The organism is Micromonospora sp. NBRC 110009, from assembly GCF_030518795.1.
GTDB lineage: Bacteria > Actinomycetota > Actinomycetes > Mycobacteriales > Micromonosporaceae > Micromonospora.
This window is the reverse complement of sequence record NZ_CP130427.1, coordinates 2,439,247-2,453,777: the sequence shown is the minus strand read 5'-3', so window position 1 is coordinate 2,453,777 and position 14,531 is coordinate 2,439,247. Positions and strand designations below refer to the sequence as shown.

General features: G+C 73.2%; 18 protein-coding genes. 12 read left to right on the top strand and 6 right to left on the bottom strand.

The features are described 5' to 3' along the window. Window positions 1-54: 54 nt before the first annotated feature. Window positions 55-939: a DUF5926 family protein gene (locus tag Q2K19_RS11700; RefSeq protein ID WP_302770506.1), complete on the top strand. Its 885-nt coding sequence runs from the start codon at window positions 55-57 to the stop codon at window positions 937-939. A 58-nt stretch (window positions 940-997) separates the two neighbouring features. Here the strand turns inward: Q2K19_RS11700 and Q2K19_RS11695 are convergent, their stop codons facing one another. Continuing rightward, window positions 998-2,212 carry an arginine deiminase gene (locus Q2K19_RS11695; RefSeq protein WP_302770503.1) on the bottom strand — a complete coding sequence of 405 codons (1,215 nt, stop codon included), beginning with the start codon at window positions 2,210-2,212 and terminating at the stop codon, window positions 998-1,000. A gap of 160 nt (window positions 2,213-2,372) precedes the next feature. On the opposite strand from Q2K19_RS11695, the gene Q2K19_RS11690 reads away from it, so the two are divergent. The 5 genes from Q2K19_RS11690 to pheA all read left to right on the top strand — a co-directional run bounded on the left by Q2K19_RS11690 (window position 2,373) and on the right by pheA (window position 5,852). Continuing rightward, entirely contained in the window at window positions 2,373-3,110 is a 738-nt protein-coding gene (locus Q2K19_RS11690) for a hypothetical protein (protein ID WP_302770500.1), read from the top strand. A 222-nt stretch (window positions 3,111-3,332) separates the two neighbouring features. After that, window positions 3,333-3,788: a hypothetical protein gene (locus tag Q2K19_RS11685; protein ID WP_302770498.1), complete on the top strand. Its 456-nt coding sequence runs from the start codon at window positions 3,333-3,335 to the stop codon at window positions 3,786-3,788. 73 nt (window positions 3,789-3,861) lie between these two features. Beyond that, window positions 3,862-4,251 (top strand): ACT domain-containing protein, encoded by a 390-nt coding sequence (locus tag Q2K19_RS11680; RefSeq protein WP_302770496.1) that lies wholly within the window; start codon window positions 3,862-3,864, stop codon window positions 4,249-4,251. Window positions 4,252-4,333: 82 nt separating this feature from the next. Continuing rightward, window positions 4,334-4,885, top strand: coding sequence for a hypothetical protein (locus Q2K19_RS11675; protein WP_446839669.1), 552 nt, complete (start codon window positions 4,334-4,336; stop codon window positions 4,883-4,885). A gap of 10 nt (window positions 4,886-4,895) precedes the next feature. Continuing rightward, window positions 4,896-5,852: a prephenate dehydratase gene (gene pheA, locus Q2K19_RS11670; protein ID WP_302770494.1), complete on the top strand. Its 957-nt coding sequence runs from the start codon at window positions 4,896-4,898 to the stop codon at window positions 5,850-5,852. Window positions 5,853-5,895: 43 nt separating this feature from the next. Here the strand turns inward: pheA and Q2K19_RS11665 are convergent, their stop codons facing one another. The 3 genes from Q2K19_RS11665 to Q2K19_RS11655 all read right to left on the bottom strand — a co-directional run bounded on the left by Q2K19_RS11665 (window position 5,896) and on the right by Q2K19_RS11655 (window position 7,592). After that, complete coding sequence (locus Q2K19_RS11665) at window positions 5,896-6,618, bottom strand: AIM24 family protein (RefSeq protein WP_302770492.1); 723 nt, start codon at window positions 6,616-6,618, stop codon at window positions 5,896-5,898. A 94-nt stretch (window positions 6,619-6,712) separates the two neighbouring features. Then, window positions 6,713-7,057 (bottom strand): metallopeptidase family protein, encoded by a 345-nt coding sequence (locus Q2K19_RS11660; RefSeq protein WP_302772431.1) that lies wholly within the window; start codon window positions 7,055-7,057, stop codon window positions 6,713-6,715. Window positions 7,058-7,163: 106 nt separating this feature from the next. Then, window positions 7,164-7,592, bottom strand: coding sequence for an OsmC family protein (locus Q2K19_RS11655; protein ID WP_302770490.1), 429 nt, complete (start codon window positions 7,590-7,592; stop codon window positions 7,164-7,166). Window positions 7,593-7,726: 134 nt separating this feature from the next. Here Q2K19_RS11655 and Q2K19_RS11650 point away from each other — a divergent pair, with 134 nt between their 5' ends. The 3 genes from Q2K19_RS11650 (at window position 7,727) to Q2K19_RS11640 (ending at window position 10,261) form a co-directional block, all read left to right on the top strand. Continuing rightward, entirely contained in the window at window positions 7,727-8,464 is a 738-nt protein-coding gene (locus tag Q2K19_RS11650; protein ID WP_302770488.1) for a hypothetical protein, read from the top strand. Between the two features lie 163 nt (window positions 8,465-8,627). Then, entirely contained in the window at window positions 8,628-9,449 is an 822-nt protein-coding gene (locus Q2K19_RS11645; RefSeq protein WP_302770486.1) for an HAD family hydrolase, read from the top strand. Next, window positions 9,449-10,261 carry an HAD family hydrolase gene (locus Q2K19_RS11640; protein WP_302770484.1) on the top strand — a complete coding sequence of 271 codons (813 nt, stop codon included), beginning with the start codon at window positions 9,449-9,451 and terminating at the stop codon, window positions 10,259-10,261. The genes Q2K19_RS11645 and Q2K19_RS11640 overlap by 1 nt, the downstream gene beginning before the upstream one ends. A gap of 29 nt (window positions 10,262-10,290) precedes the next feature. On the opposite strand, the gene Q2K19_RS11635 is transcribed toward Q2K19_RS11640, so the two are convergent. Further along, entirely contained in the window at window positions 10,291-10,881 is a 591-nt protein-coding gene (locus Q2K19_RS11635) for a bacterial proteasome activator family protein (protein WP_302770482.1), read from the bottom strand. 84 nt (window positions 10,882-10,965) lie between these two features. On the opposite strand from Q2K19_RS11635, the gene Q2K19_RS11630 reads away from it, so the two are divergent. Both Q2K19_RS11630 and Q2K19_RS11625 read left to right on the top strand, forming a co-directional pair. Continuing rightward, on the top strand, window positions 10,966-11,793 hold the full coding sequence (locus Q2K19_RS11630) for an alpha/beta hydrolase family protein (protein ID WP_302770480.1): 828 nt from the start codon (window positions 10,966-10,968) through the stop codon (window positions 11,791-11,793). A gap of 49 nt (window positions 11,794-11,842) precedes the next feature. Further along, entirely contained in the window at window positions 11,843-13,063 is a 1,221-nt protein-coding gene (locus Q2K19_RS11625) for an ABC transporter substrate-binding protein (RefSeq protein ID WP_302770478.1), read from the top strand. A gap of 75 nt (window positions 13,064-13,138) precedes the next feature. On the opposite strand, the gene ddaH is transcribed toward Q2K19_RS11625, so the two are convergent. Further along, entirely contained in the window at window positions 13,139-13,924 is a 786-nt protein-coding gene (ddaH, locus tag Q2K19_RS11620; protein WP_302772429.1) for a dimethylargininase, read from the bottom strand. 107 nt (window positions 13,925-14,031) lie between these two features. Between ddaH and Q2K19_RS11615 the strand changes: the two genes are divergently transcribed. Then, window positions 14,032-14,490 carry an Lrp/AsnC family transcriptional regulator gene (locus Q2K19_RS11615; RefSeq protein WP_302770476.1) on the top strand — a complete coding sequence of 153 codons (459 nt, stop codon included), beginning with the start codon at window positions 14,032-14,034 and terminating at the stop codon, window positions 14,488-14,490. Window positions 14,491-14,531: the final 41 nt, after the last annotated feature.

The window sequence follows — 14,531 nt, the reverse complement described above, 5'->3', positions numbered from 1 at the left end:
GGGAAGGTGGGTCGTCCCCACCTCGGTCCGCGTCGGCATCTAGGCTGTCTGGCCGTGAGCAAGCGTCGAAGGACCCAGCGGGCCACCGAAGCCACCCCGAAGCGGGAGAAGGTGCGCGACGTCTTCGTGCCCCGACCGTTCGAGGGCCTGGCCGACGAGCCGGAGTGGATCGCCCTGCGGGAGCTGGTCCCGGCCGCCTCCGCGCCGCTGCGGCTGGCCCCCGAGCTGGTCGAGGAGCACGGCGACCGGCCGGTCGTCCTGGCCACCGTGCTGCCGATGGCCGCCCCCGCGATGACCAAGCCGGACGGGCGGGTCTTCATCGGCCTCCAGCGCCACCAGCAGTCCGGCGACGTCTCCCGGGACCTGGCCGACGCGCTGCTCAGCGCCCTGCGTACCGAGCCGGGTGGCCAGGTGGCGGTGGCGCCGCTGCCCGGCCCGGGCCCCCGCCTCCAGGACATCCTGGTGGACGGCCCGCTGGAGATCAGCATGCACGACGGGTTCGAGTTCTGGCTGGACCCGGGTGCCGCCGACGACCCGACCGTGCAGGCGTCCCTGGAGCGGGCCAACGCGGCGATCTACCCGACCGTGAAGCTGGCGGCGGCGCGGGCCGCGTACTGGTGCCAGGTGCCGGAGAAGGCGCACGTGCGCTGGGTGCTGCCCGACGACGAGGACGTGGCGCTGGACGCGCTGTCCCGGCTGGGCGCGGCCGGCGCGCTGGCCCTCGGCGACAACACCCGTTTCGCCGGCATGTTCCGCGCGCACGGCCGCCTGGTGCCGGTCTGGGACCTCCCCGAGGACGTCCCGGCCGCCGACTGGGAGGAGCCGGTGACCGAGTTCGCCAAGCGCTACGCCGCGGCGCTGGAGGAGAAGGAGCCGCTGGACGCCGCCGGCCGCCGGGCCCGGCAGGGCCTCCTCGGCCGCCAGCTCACCCTGCGCTGAGGTGAAACGAGGGGCCCCTTGTTGACAGACGCCTGTCAACAAGGGGCCCGCTCCTTGCTCAGCGGTGGAGCGGCTCGCGGACCAGCGGGCAGGACATGCAGCGCGGGCCGCCCCGGCCGGAGCCCAGCTCCGAGCCGGCGATGGCGATCACCTCGATGCCGGCCCGTTCCAGTTGCGCGTTGGTCTCCACGTTGCGCTCGTAGCCGACGCAGAGGCGGGGCGCGAGGGCGAGGGTGTTGTTCCCGTCGTCCCACTGCTCGCGCTCGGCGGTGACCGGGTCGAGGCCGGTGTCGATCACCCGGAGCTGATCCAGGTCCATCGCGTCGGCGGCGGCGCGCAGGAACGGCGCCGGCCCGTCCACCCGGGGCTCGTCGCCGTCCGCCCCGGCGATGACCGTGTACGCCGACAGCGTGCTGGCGATGTTCGGGTACATCAGCACGGCGTCCACGTCGACCATGGTGCAGACGGTGTCCAGGTGCATGGTGGCCCGTTCCTGGGCGATCGGCACCACCAGGATGGTGTGCGCCAGGCCGGCGGCGAAGACCTGCCGGGCCAGCCGTTCCGCCCCGGCGGGGGTGGTCCGCTCGCCCACCCCGACGGCGAGCACGCCGGGTGCGAGCAGCAGCACGTCACCGCCCTCCAGGTGCTCCAGCTCCGGGTGGTAGACGAGCTCGGTGCCGGCGAAGCGGGGGTGGTGGCGGTAGATGGCGTCGGTGAGGCTGGTCTCCCGCCGCCGGGCCGTCATGGCCAGGCTGGTCACCCCGACCCGGTCCCGGATCCAGACCGACGAGTCGCGGGTGAAGAGCAGGTTGGGCAGCGGGTCGATGACGAAGTCGTGCCGGTCCATCAGCGTCCAGACCAGGCCGCCCGGCCGGTCCCGGCCGATCCGCAGCTCCTCGTGGGCGAGCCCGGCGACGAACACGTCGGCCAGGGCGGCCGGGTCGAGGTACGCGAGGTGGTCGGCGACCCGCCGGCGCAGGGTCTCGCCCAGCCGGGGCGAGCGCAGCACCAACTCGGTCAGCTCGGCCCGGGCCTCCGGCACGGCGAGCGTCTCGGCCAGCAGGGTGGCGAGGTAGAGCACCTCCACCCCGCGCTCGCGCAGGGCGGCGGCGAAGCCGTCGTGCTCCTCCTGCGCCCTGCCCACCCAGGGGATGGCGTCGAAGAGCAGCGAGTCGTTGTTCCGCGGGGTCAGGCGGGCGAGTTCCGGCCCGGGACGGTGCAGCAGCACGGTGCCGAGCCGACCGACCTCGCTGTCCACATAGTGGGTCACCATCGCAGCGTAGGACAGGCATCCGCGCCATCCGGGAAAAGAAGTGTGAATGAATGTGGCATTCATCCACAGTCATTCCGGTGCTCCAACTTGCCGAACCTCGGGGTGCTCAACGTAGGGTAGTGGAGACATAACTTCGAGAGACCTTTTGCCGGAGGTCGCGATGACTGTCTTTCCCGCTCGTCGAGCCGTACCGACCCGGGCACTGCCGCCCGTCACGGTGCCGCACCCCCGGGGCGAGTCCAGCTCGGTGCTCGAACCCGCCCGACCGACCCCCCTGGAGTGGGCCCGTCGGCGCCGGGCCGAGCGCGGTGCCCGCCGGTTGGAGGCGGCCGGTGCCCGCGCCCTCGGCCAGCTCGACCACCTCGGGCCCGCGTGGCACGTCATCGAGTGGCCCCGCACCGACGCCGTCGACGTCCTCCTCGACCGCGGGCAGGACGACCGGGCCGGCTTCCTCGCCATCGGGCCGAGCGGTCTCTTCGCGGTCACCATCGCCGACCACGGTCGCGCCCGGGTGCTCGTCGCCGGCGACGTGGTGCAGATCAACGGCAAGCGCCCGCCCTATGTGGCCGAAGCCCGCCGGGACGCCAAACGGGCCGGCAAGGCGCTCTCCGATGCGGTGGGCCTGCCGATCCCGGTCACCCCGGTGCTGACCTTCGTCGGCTCCGGGGTGATCAGCGTTTACGGCCTGCCGAAGGACTGCCTCATGGCCACCCACCGGGAGCTGGACCGGCTGCTCGTCGCGGGCGGCAACCGGATCAGTCCGGCCACCGCCGAGAAGCTCTCCCGGGTCGCCCAGGCCCCGTCCACCTGGCTCAACGGCACGTACCGTCCAGCAGCCGACTACCGGTGGTACGACGAGGGCCGAACGGCCGCTGACAAGCGGGCCGCCCGGCGGTAACGTCTCGGGCGACGCCACGCGGTCCGCGGATCCGCCCCAGGTGGTTCCGACAGCCGCGCCGTCGCCGGCCATCCGACGCCGGACACCCGTCGCACCGACGCCCGTCCCCCGGTCCCGCCGCCGCCCCTGAGCTGCACCGATGACCGGTGGACCCAGCACGGTCGGCGGTCGGCGTGACGACCGGCTAGCGTGGACAGACCGTCGGTGTACATAGGAGGCGCGGTGGCCCACGTCGAACTCTCGCTCTCGGAAGTGTTCGCGCCCTCGGCGGGGACCTCGACCGAGCAGGAGTCCGACAACGTCGGGCAGTGGTCGGGCACCGTTTCCCGGGCCGCCGAACCCTGCCTGCTGATCGACGCCGACACCACGGTGCTGGCGATCTCCTCGGCCGGCTGCGAGCTGCTCTGCCTCGGCGCCCCCGAGGACGTGATCGGGCGGCCGCTGCTGGAGGGCGGGCTGCGCCTGGTCGACTTCACCGCCCACCCCAACGAGCTGACCGAGCAGGACACCGAGAAGATCCCGCCGCTGCTCGCCCTGCACTCCAAGCAGCTCGCCCGCGGGCTGCTCCGGGTCAAGGGGCCGGGCGACGACGCCGGGACCACGGTCGACGCGATCTCCACCCCGGTGCTCAGCGACGGCCGGGTCGCCGGCTCACTCACCTTCTTCTTCAAGGTCTGACCGGCGACGAGGTGTCCGTCGCCGCACGGGTCGATGCTGGGGCGAGCCCGGGACGAGGCCGTAAGGTGCCCTCATGCTCGATGTCGCTCTGTTGCCGGGCGGATACGTGGTGTGCCGCCTGCCGGCCGGCACCGCCCTGCCGCCAAAGGTCTGGAGCGACCTGGGCGCCGGCGACGTGGTGACGGTCAGCTGGACCGCCGACGGGCTCTCGCTGATCTGCCCGGCGGACCGGGTCCCCGCGCAGGCGGTCGTCGAGACGCACTGGCGGTGCCTGCGAATCGTCGACCCGCTGGACCTGGCCCTCACCGGCACCCTGGCCGCCCTGATCGAGCCGCTGGCCCGGGCCCGGGTGAACGTGGTGGCCTTCTCCACGTACGACACCGACCACGTGCTGGTGCCCACCGTGCGACTGGCCGAGGCGACGGGCGCTCTGGAACGGGCCGGGCACCGGGTGCACCGATGACCTTCACCCGGTCGGCCGATCCTCCTACGATGGGCTCGGCCAGCCGGCCACGACCACGTACGCCGATGCCGAGGATCGGACCGTGCCACCAACCCCACCACGCCCCGCCGCTCCCCGGCGGTCCACCGTCCCGACGGCACCGCTCGCGCTGCTGACCGCGCCGGCCCTGCTGCTCGCGGCGCTGACCCTCGCCGGCTGCGGAACCCCGCCGGAGCTGACCCAGTCGGCCGCCCCGACCCCCACCGCCCCGGCCAGCCCCACGCCGAGCGCGACGCCCGGCGCTCTCACTCCGCCGGCCGAGCCGGCGCCCACCCCCGGCCCGTCCGACCTGGTCGCCGTGCCCTGTACGTCCGGGCCCTCCGGCGACCGGGTGGTGTCGCTGCTGCGCGGCCCGGCCCGGGTGCTGCCCCGGGACGTACGGGTCAAGGTGCGGACCGGGCCGCTCTGCGCCGGGGGCTGGCAGTACACCGTGCTGGAGGTGACCGGGCACGAGGAGCTCCAGGTGGTCACCCAGGGCAAGCCCACCGCGCTGGAACTGGTCACCGCCGGGACGGACGTCTGCTCGGTGGAGGTACGCGCCGCCGGTCCGCCCGGCATCCGGACCTTGGCCTGCACCGGCACCCCGGGTGCGTAGGCTGGTCGCCATGCCGGGAACACCGCCGACCCGCTTCGTCTACCTGGGCCCCGAGGGCACCTTCGCCGAGCAGGCGCTGCGTACCGTGCCCGCCGCCGAGCGCGGCGGCCGTACGCCGGCCCGCAGCGTCGGCGAGGCGCTGGACGCCGTACGGGCCGGGGAGGCGGACGCGGCCCTGGTGCCGTTGGAGAACTCGATCGGCGGCGCGGTCGGGGTGACCCTCGACGAGCTGGCCGAGGGCGAACCGCTGGTGATCACCCGCGAGGTGATCCTGCCGGTGGAGTTCGTGCTCGCCGCCCGCCCCGGGGTCTCGCTCGCCGAGGTGCGGAGCGTGGCGGCCCACCCGCAGGCGTCCACCCAGTGCCGGGGCTGGCTGCGTGACCACCTGCCCGACGCGACCGTGGTCGACGTCCTGTCCAACGGCGCCGCCGCGGCGGGCGCGGCGGCCGGCGAGTACGACGCCGGGATCTGCGCCCCGATCGGCGCGAACCGGCACCGCTTGACCGTGCTCGCCGACAAGATCGCCGACCATCCGGACGCGGTGACCCGATTCGCGCTGGTCTCCCGCCCGGGCCCGCCCCCGCCGCCGACCGGGGACGACGTGACGTCGCTGGCGGTCTACATCGCCCACGACCGGGTGGGCGCGCTGCTGTCGGTGCTGACGGAGCTGGCCGTCCGCGGGGTGAACCTGACCCGGATCGAGTCCCGCCCGACGGGCGAGGCGCTGGGCCGGTACGTCTTCTTCCTCGACTGCACCGGCCATGTCGCCGACGTACGCCTCGGCGAGGCGTTGCAGGGGCTGCGCCGGGTCTGCGCCGACGTGCGCTTCCTCGGGTCGTACCCCCGGCATCGCTGGAGCGCGGCGGTGAGCGACCGACCGGTGCCCGCCCCGGCCGGCCTCTCCGACGCCGACTACGCCGACGCGGCGGCCTGGCTGGCCCGGCTGCGCGCCGGCGAGTTGAGCTGAGGGTGCGGGGACGCCCGGTCCGGGCGTCCCGCGCACCGGAAGATCACTGCAGCAGGCCGCCGAGCAGGCCGCCCTGCTGCTGCTGGGCGCCGCTGCCCTGCACCGGCGGCTCCTCCGAGGGCTGGACCACCACGAAGCCCTGACCGGCGAAGCTCATCGTGAACGCCTCCCCGGTGCTGCGGCCGAGGAGCGTGCCGAGGCCGAGCTGCTCGGCCCGGTGGTAGCCGGTCTGGAGGTTGGCCGACCAGCAGACCGCGGCCTGCGGGTCGACGAAGGTCGGGGCGTCCACGTTGAGCACCACCGGGGTGCCCTTGGTGGTGACGGCGATCCGGCCATGGCCGGTGAAGACGCAGTTGAACAGGCCGGCGGAGGAGGCGAAGCCCATGCCGCTGACCATCTTGATGTCGTAGGTCAGCGTGGAGTCGAAGGCGAGCACGCTGGACCCGTTGATCGACAGGGCGTCGCCGGGCTCCAGGTCGATGATGTGCACGTCCTTGGCGAGGTCGGCGAGGAAGACGTCGCCGCGCCCGCTGAGCTTCATCAGCGGGACACCCTCACCGGTGAGCCGCTGCTTGATGAACTTGCCGATGCCGCCGGAGCCGAGCGCCTGGAACTGCACCTGACCCTGGTACGCGACCATGGACCCGACGCGGGCCATGGCCTCGCCGTTCAGCTCGATCTTCAGCATCTTGGAGTTCTGCAGCCGCAGGCCCGGCTGCTGGGACTCCTTCTCAAGGTTCTCCGCGGAGAACAGCGCGCTGCGCATGGGTTTCCTCCTGCATCGGGGTGTGCCTGCACCGCAGGTTAGGGGACCCGCGCAACGCCGGGGATCGGCCGAGCGGGGCGCGGCGGCCGGCCCGTCAGCCCCAGCCCAGGGCGTGCAACCGGGAGTCGTCGATGCCGAAGTGGTGGGCGATCTCATGCACCACGGTCACCGCCACCTCGTCCACGACGTCCTCCTCGGTGTCGCAGAGTTCCAGGATCGGGTTGCGGTAGATGAGGATGCGGTCCGGGAGCACGCCGGAGTAGTCCCAGCCCCGGTCGGTGAGCGCGTGCCCCTCGTAGAGGCCGAGCAGGTCCTCGCCGGGCGGCGGGTCGTCCTCGACCAGGATGACCACGTTGCTCATCAGCCCGAGCAGCTCCTCGGGCACCTCGTCGAGGGCCTCGCCGACCAGTTCCTCGAACCGCTCCGGGCTCATCTCCACGGCCAAGCCGCCGGTCCCCCTTCACGATCAGCACGAATTCACGGAAGGAGTGGCGAGCACTCCTTCCGTGACGGTGCGGCCAGGCGCCACGCGGTCGCGCGGGCCGTCAGGCGAGGCGGGCGTTCAGGGTGATCTGCGCGCCCGGGGAGAGCAGCCGCGAGATCGGGCAGTTCTCCTTGGCCGCCTCGGCGAGCTTGGTGAACTGGGCCTCGTCCATGCCCGGGACCTGGCCGACGGTCTCCAGGTCGATCCGGGTCACGGTCATCCCCGCGTCGGTCTTGTCGAAGTGCACCTTGGCGCTGGTCTCCACCGAGGTGTCGCTGGCGCCCGCGTCGGCGAGCTGCTTGGAGAGGGCCATCGAGAAGCAGCTCGCGTGCGCGGCGCCGATCAGCTCCTCGGGATTGGTCCCCTCGCCCTCCTCGAAGCGCGACTTGAAGGAGTAGTTGCCGGTGAGACCGCCCTTGCCAGTGCGGACCGTGCCGGACCCCTCGGTGAGGTTGCCCTGCCAACGTGCGGAAGCGGTACGGATAGGCATGGCACCGACGCTAACGGAATCCGGGCCGTCCCGCACCGGCCAGCGGCGAGCCGGGCGGCGTTTCACGCTCCCGTTCCCGGGCTGCCGGCTGTGAAATGATTCGGGCAGGCCCGCGTACGCGGAAGGGTGGCCCGATGTCCCAGGATCTCCCCATCCCCCGGCAGGATCACCGGTCCGACGGCATCACCGTGGTGGAGTGGGGTGACCAGGAGGCCGCCCCGCCCGGCCGCTTCGGCGCCTCGCTGTCCGGCCTCGCCCGGGACCACCGGGTGCCGCCGATCCTGGCCGGGCTCGGCGCGGTGGCCGCGGTCGCCTCGCTGATCGGCGAGTGGCTGGTGATGACGGTGCCGAACGGCGGCCCCGAGGGGAACAGCGTCGTCCGGGTCCCTGGCGGGGTCTCGGACGTGGGCGGCTTCGGGGTGGCCTATCTGGTGGGCCTGCTGGGCCTGGCCGGCGCGGTCGCGCTGGCGCTGCGCGGCACGGCCACCGTGCGGCAGAACGCCCGGGTGGCCGGCCTCGGCCTCGCCGCGGCGGTGCTGGCCGTGCTGACCGCCGCGGCCCTCTCCCTGGACGACTCCGGCCAGCGCACCCTCTTCTTCTCGACCGAGAACGGCTTCCGGGTCGACTACGGGCGCGGCCTGGTCACCGCCTTCGTGGCCACCGCGCTGCTCGGGGTCGCCCTCTACCTGTCCGGCCGGACGGCCGGCGCGGCCCCGGAGCCGGCGGCCGAGCCCGGGGAGGAGTCGGCGCCGGACGGCGGACGACCGGGGCGGGGTCGGCGCCGGCCACGCGAGGACGAGCTGCCGCCCGAGCCGGCCGATCTGACCGTCCAACCGACGGTGCCGTTCGCCCGCCCCGAGCCGCCGCGCTGAGCCGGGGCGGGTCACCCGACCGCCGCCCCCGGTTGGTGTCCGATTCGCCGAAAAGCCATGGTTGCGACCTGTTCCGCGAGATACGGTTGCTGCCCGCCGTTGGTCTGCCGAGGCAACGAGGACCAGGACGGCCGGCGCGACGGCGGCGGGCGAAGGAGGAGCCATGACCCGCCCGGGACTGCCCAAGCTGATCGCCACCGACCTCGACGGCACCCTCGTCCGCAGCGACGACACCGTCTCCGCGTACACCCATGGGGTGCTCGACCGGGTGCGGGCCGCCGGGATCCCGGTGGTCGGCGCGACCGGACGCGGACCGCGCCTGACCGAGCTGACCCGCAACGACATCCGGGCCGCCGACTTCCTGGTGATGGCCGGCGGGGGACGGGTGGTCGACCAGAGCGACCCGCAGGGGCCGCTGGTGCTGCGGGACGAGCGGCTCCGGGGCGAGGTGCTCGCCCGACTCCTCGCCGAATTGGAGGCCGCGGTCGGCCCGCTGACCGTGATGGTGGAGGCGTCCGACGAGCACGACGCGCCGCTCTGGGGCGACTACCACCCGAGCTGGCCGTACCCGGACCGGTTCGAGGCGCGCAGCCGGGAGGAATGCCTCTCCTGCGATGTGATCAAGGCATTCGCCCGGACCGCCGACCACCACGTCGACGAACTGCTGGCGGCGGCCCGCGAGATCGTTCCGCCGGAGCTGGCCACGCTCACCCAGGCCGGGCTCGGCTTCATCGAGATCTGCCCGCCCGGGGTGGACAAGTCCACCGGGCTGAGCGTGGTCGCCGAGCGGCTCGGCGTCGACCCGGCGGAGGTGCTGGTCTTCGGGGACCAGCCCAACGACCTGCCGATGTTCGGCTGGGCCGGCTGGTCGCGGGTGGCCGTGGCCAACGCCCACCCGGCGGTCCGGGCGGCGGCCGACGAGATCACCCTGCGCAACGACGACGACGGCGTCGCGGTCTACCTGGACCGACTACTCTCCCGGTGATGGGAGAGCCACCTCGGCTGGTCGCCACCGACATCGACGGCACGCTGCTGCGGGACGACCGGACGCTCAGCCCGCGCACCGCGGACGTGCTGGCCCGGATCACCGCGGCGGGCACGCCGGTCGTGCTGGTGACCGGCCGTCCGATCCGCTGGCTCCAGCTCGTGTACGAGCAGCTCGCCGAGCCACTGCCGGCGATCTGCGCGAACGGCGCGGTGGTGTACGACCCGGCCGCCGACGAGGTGCTGCGGGCCGACCCGCTCGCGCCCGAACTGCTCGCCGAGGTGGCCCGCCGGTTGCGGGCCGAGGTGCCCGGGGTGAGCTTCGCGGTGGAGATCGTCGACAGCCGGCAGATGCGACATGAGGCGCACTACCCGCTGCGCTGGGACGCCGACCTCGACGCGATCCGGGCGATCGAGTCGCCGGAGGAGCTGCTGGCCGCGCCGGCGGTGAAGCTGCTGGCCCGGGCCGGCGAGCAGGATCCGGACGCGTTCGTCCGGGTGGTGGCGGCGGCGCTGGCGGGGCTGGCCGAGGCCACCCACTCCTCGTACAGCGGGCTGGTCGAGATCTCCGCCGCCGGGGTGACCAAGGCGGCGGGCCTCGCCTGGTACGCCGCCCGGCTCGGGATCGACGAGCGGGACGTGCTGGCCTTCGGCGACATGCCGAACGACCTGCCGATGCTCACCTGGGCCGGGCGGGCGGTGGCGGTCGCCAACGCCCACCCGGCCGTGCTGGAGATCGCCGACGAGGTGACCGGGGCGAACACCGACGACGGCGTGGCAGCCTACCTGGAGCAGGTCTTCGGGGTGGCCTGAGCTGGCCGGGGCGCGGGCGCGCCCCGGGGTCAGAGGTACTGGCCGGGGGCGTGGCCCTCGTTGGTCTGCGGCATGCCCGGCATCCCGGGCACCATCCCGCCGGGCCCGCTGGGCAGCGCCGCCCGGCCGGAGCGCATCTGCTCCAGCTGCACGCGGGCGGCCATCTGCTGGGCGACCAGCGCGGCCTGAATGCCGTGGAACAGCCCCTCCAGCCAGCCGACCAGCTGGGCGTGGGCGATCCGCAGCTCGCTCTCGCTGGGCGCCTTGTCCTCGGTGAACGGCAGTGAGATCCGCTCCAGCTCCTCGCGCAGCTCGGGGGCCAGGCCCTCCTTCAGCTCGACGATCGACCGCTCGTGGATCTCGCGCATCCGGTGCCGGCTGGCGTCGTCGAGCGGAGCCGCCTTGACCTCCTCCAACAGCTGCTTGATCATGCTGCCGATCCGCATCACCTTGGCCGGCTGCTCGACCAGGCGGGTCGGGTCCTCACCCTGCCCCTCCTCGGTCTGCACCGTGCCGACCGGCCGACCGTCCGGCCCGATCACCACCACCGTGCCGGGGATGCCATCCTTGTCCTGCTCGTCGTCCTGTCCGGCGGAATGCGCTTCGGTCATGGGACCCATCTTTACCCACCCCCACCACGCGCACGCGCCCGGACCGGCTCCCGGGGCCGAACCACCCGGCCGGGGCACGCTACCGTCGCCGGCATGCCCGCAGACCCACGCGACGTGCTCACCCGGCCGGCCCCGCCGCCGGACGTCACCGTCGCCTACGGCGACCACCCGGAGCAGCTCGCCGATCTGCGCCGCCCGGCCGGCGACGGCCCGCCCCGGCCGCTGGTGATCGTGGTGCACGGCGGTTTCTGGCGGGCCGAGTACGACCGCAGCCACACCGGCCCGATGGCCGCCGCGCTGGCGGCGCTCGGCCATCCGGTCGCCCAACTGGAGTACCGGCGCACCGGCCAGCCCGACGGGGGCTGGCCGCACACCCTCACCGACGTACGGGCCGGAGTCGCGGCGCTGCCCGAGCTGGCGGCCGCCGCCCTGCCCGGTCGGGTAGCGCCCGTACCGCCGATCCTGGTCGGCCACTCGGCCGGCGGGCACCTCGCGCTCTACGTGGCCGCGCACGCCCCGGCCACGGTCGGCGGGGTGCTCGCGCTGGCGCCGGTGGCCGACCTGGCCGAGGCGTACCGGCTGGACCTGGACGGTGGCGCGGTGGCCGCGCTGCTCGGCGGCGGCCCGGCGGAGGTCCCGGAGCGGTACGCGGCTGCCGATCCATCGGCGTTGGTGCCGATCCAGATACGGACGGTAGTCATGCACGGCACGCTCGATCGGCAGGTACCGGCCGCCATCAGCCGCTCCTGGGTGGCCGCCGCCCGCGCCGCCGGCACCCCCGCCACCCTCGTTGAGCTGCCGGAATGCGAGCATTTCGGGCTGATAGCGCCGGACTCGCCGGCCTGGCCCCGGGTGCTGGCCGCGTTGCGGTCCCTGCACGATGATCTTCCGCCCATTGACGCAACGTCGCCGAGCAGGTAGAACGCCGAAGGGGCGTGCACCCCTGGCAGCCCTTACGGGAAGGAAATTGGTGTCGCAGATGAACCGCAGGCGGGCACTTCAACTGCTGGCCGCACTGGGTACCACCGGACTGGTGGCGGGCTGCGGCTCCGACACCGAGGAGGACACCGCTCAGCCCGGCAGCCCGATCAAGATCGGCCTGATCGTGCCGAGCTCCGGCCCGAACAAGGCCGTCGGCGAGGACCTCACCCGCGGCTTCCAACTCTTCCTCAGCCTCAACGACCAGCAGCTCGGCGGCCACCCGACGACCCTGATCACGGCCGAGGAGGGCGACAGCGCCAAGACCGGCCAGGCCGCCGTGGACCGGCTGATCAAGGAGGGGGCGCTGGCGCTCACCGGCGTGGTCGACCCCACCGTGCTGGCCGGCATCCGGGACACCGTCGAGCAGGCCCGGGTTCCCCTGGTCAGCTCCAACGGCTCCCCGGTCAGCCTGGCGAGCGTCGTCTACATCTGGCGGACGGCGTACGTGCTCAACGAGCCGGGTCAGGCGATCGGCCAGTACCTGCGGCAGACGCTGAAGGACCCGTCCAGCCGGATCGCGATCATCGCCCCGGAGAACCCCAGCAGCCGGGACGTCATCGACGGCTTCCGGCGCTCGTACGAGGGGGGCGGCCGGGTGCTCGCCGCACCGATCTTCACCCCCGACGACCCCAACCCCGGCAAGAGCGCGTACACCGACGCGATCAAGACGGCGCTGGACGCCCGGCCCGACGCGGTCTTCTGCAATTACACCGGGACCGCGGCGGTGCAGTTCATCAAGGAGCTCTACGACAAGGGCTACCGCGGGAAGCTCTACGCCCCCGGCTTCCTCACCGAGGGCATCGTGCTGGGCGAGATGGACGACGGGGAGAGCGGCAAGCAGCGGGCCCGGGTGCTGGAGTACGGCATCGAGACCGCGCTGAACTACTCGCCGGACCTGAACAACACCGCGAACCGGGTGTTCGCCTCGGCCTACCGGAAGACCTACAACGCCTCGCCGACCACCTACGCGATGGCCTCGTACGACGCTGCCCAGGTGCTGGACAAGGCGATCCGGCTGGTCGGGGCGTCCCCGACGCCGCAGCAGGTCAACCTGGCGCTCGGCAAGATCGGCCAGGTGGACAGCCCGCGCGGGGCCTGGCAGTTCAACCAGCCGCGTACCCCGCAGCAGACCTGGTACCTGCGCCGGGTCCAGCTCGACGGCCGGATGCTGGCCAACGTGGTGATCAACGAGCTGACCACCCTGGGCTGACCCCGGTCCTCGTACGCCGAACGGGCGGCCTCCCCGCGGGGAGGCCGCCCGTTCCGTGCGGCGTGGAGGCGCCCGTCAGTGGCGCAGCTCGGCGATGCAGCACTTCACGCTGCCGCCGCCCTTCTTCAGCTCGGCCAGCTCGACCGGGACCGGGTGGTAGCCGGCCGTCTTGAGCTTGCCGGCCAGCCGGGTCGCGTCGCTGTTCAGCACGACGTTCAGACCGTCGCTGACCAGGTTGAGGCCGAACGCCAGGGCGTCCTCGTCGTCGGCGATCACCGCCTCCGGGAAGAGCTGGGCGAGGACCTTCTGGCTGGCCGCGGAGAAGGCACCCGGGTAGTAGACGATGTTTTCGTCGTCGATCGAGGCGAGCGCCACGTCCAGGTGGTAGAAGCGCGGGTCGACCAGGCGCAGCGAGACCACCGGCCGGCCGAGTGCCTCCTGCGCCTCGGCGTGGGCGGCGGGCTCGGTGCGGAAGCCGTGGCCGGCGAGGATCAGGCCGCCGTGCGCCTCCGGCAGGTACGCGAAGTCACCCTCGCCCTCGTTGGTCTCGCTCGGGGCGATGAACCGCCAGCCGTGCTCCTCGTAGAACGCCCGGTGCGCGGCCGCCTCGGCGGCCCGCTGCTCGTGCTTGAACTGGGCGCCGTAGACCGTGCCGTCCACCACGAACGCGCCGTTGGCCGCGAAGACCATGTCCGGCAGCCCGCGCTCGGGGGTGAGCAGGTGCACGTCGTGGCCGAGGCCGACGAGCGTCTCCCGCAGGCGGTCCCACTGCTTGACCGCCAGCTCCGCGTCGACCGGGGCGGTCACGTCCATCCACGGGTTGATCGCGTACTCGACCGCGAAGTGCTCGGGCGAGCACATGAGGTATGTCCGCTTTCGCGGGACTCGCTGCTGGTTCACGGTCACCAAGAGTAGGTACGGTACAACTTTGGTAACAGCCACAACCATTGCTTCCCAGAGGCGGAACATTGCAGATCGACGCGGTCGACCAGCGAATCATTGCGTTGCTCGTGGCAGACGCCCGCGCGTCGTACGCGGACATCGGCACCCGGGTGTCACTCTCCGCCCCCGCCGTCAAGCGCCGGGTCGACCGACTCCGGTCCGCCGGGGTCATCCGGGGCTTCACCGCCGTCGTCGACCCGGCCGCCGTCGGCTGGACCACCGAGGCGTTCGTCGAGCTCTTCTGCGCCGGCCGGACCACCCCGGCGCAGATCGGCGCCGCCGCGCGCCGGCACCCCGAGGTGGTCGGCGCGTACACCGTCTCCGGGGAGGCGGACGCGCTGGTGCACCTGCGGGCCGCCGACATCGCCCACCTGGAGGAGGCGCTGGAGCGGCTGCGGGCCGAGTCCTTCGTCACCTCGTCCCGGAGCACCATCGTCCTCTCCCGGCTGGTCGAATCCCCCGGCGTCGGCCCCTCCGCGCCTTGACCTGAACCTCACTTCACGTCGTCCACTGGATCCGGGACGAA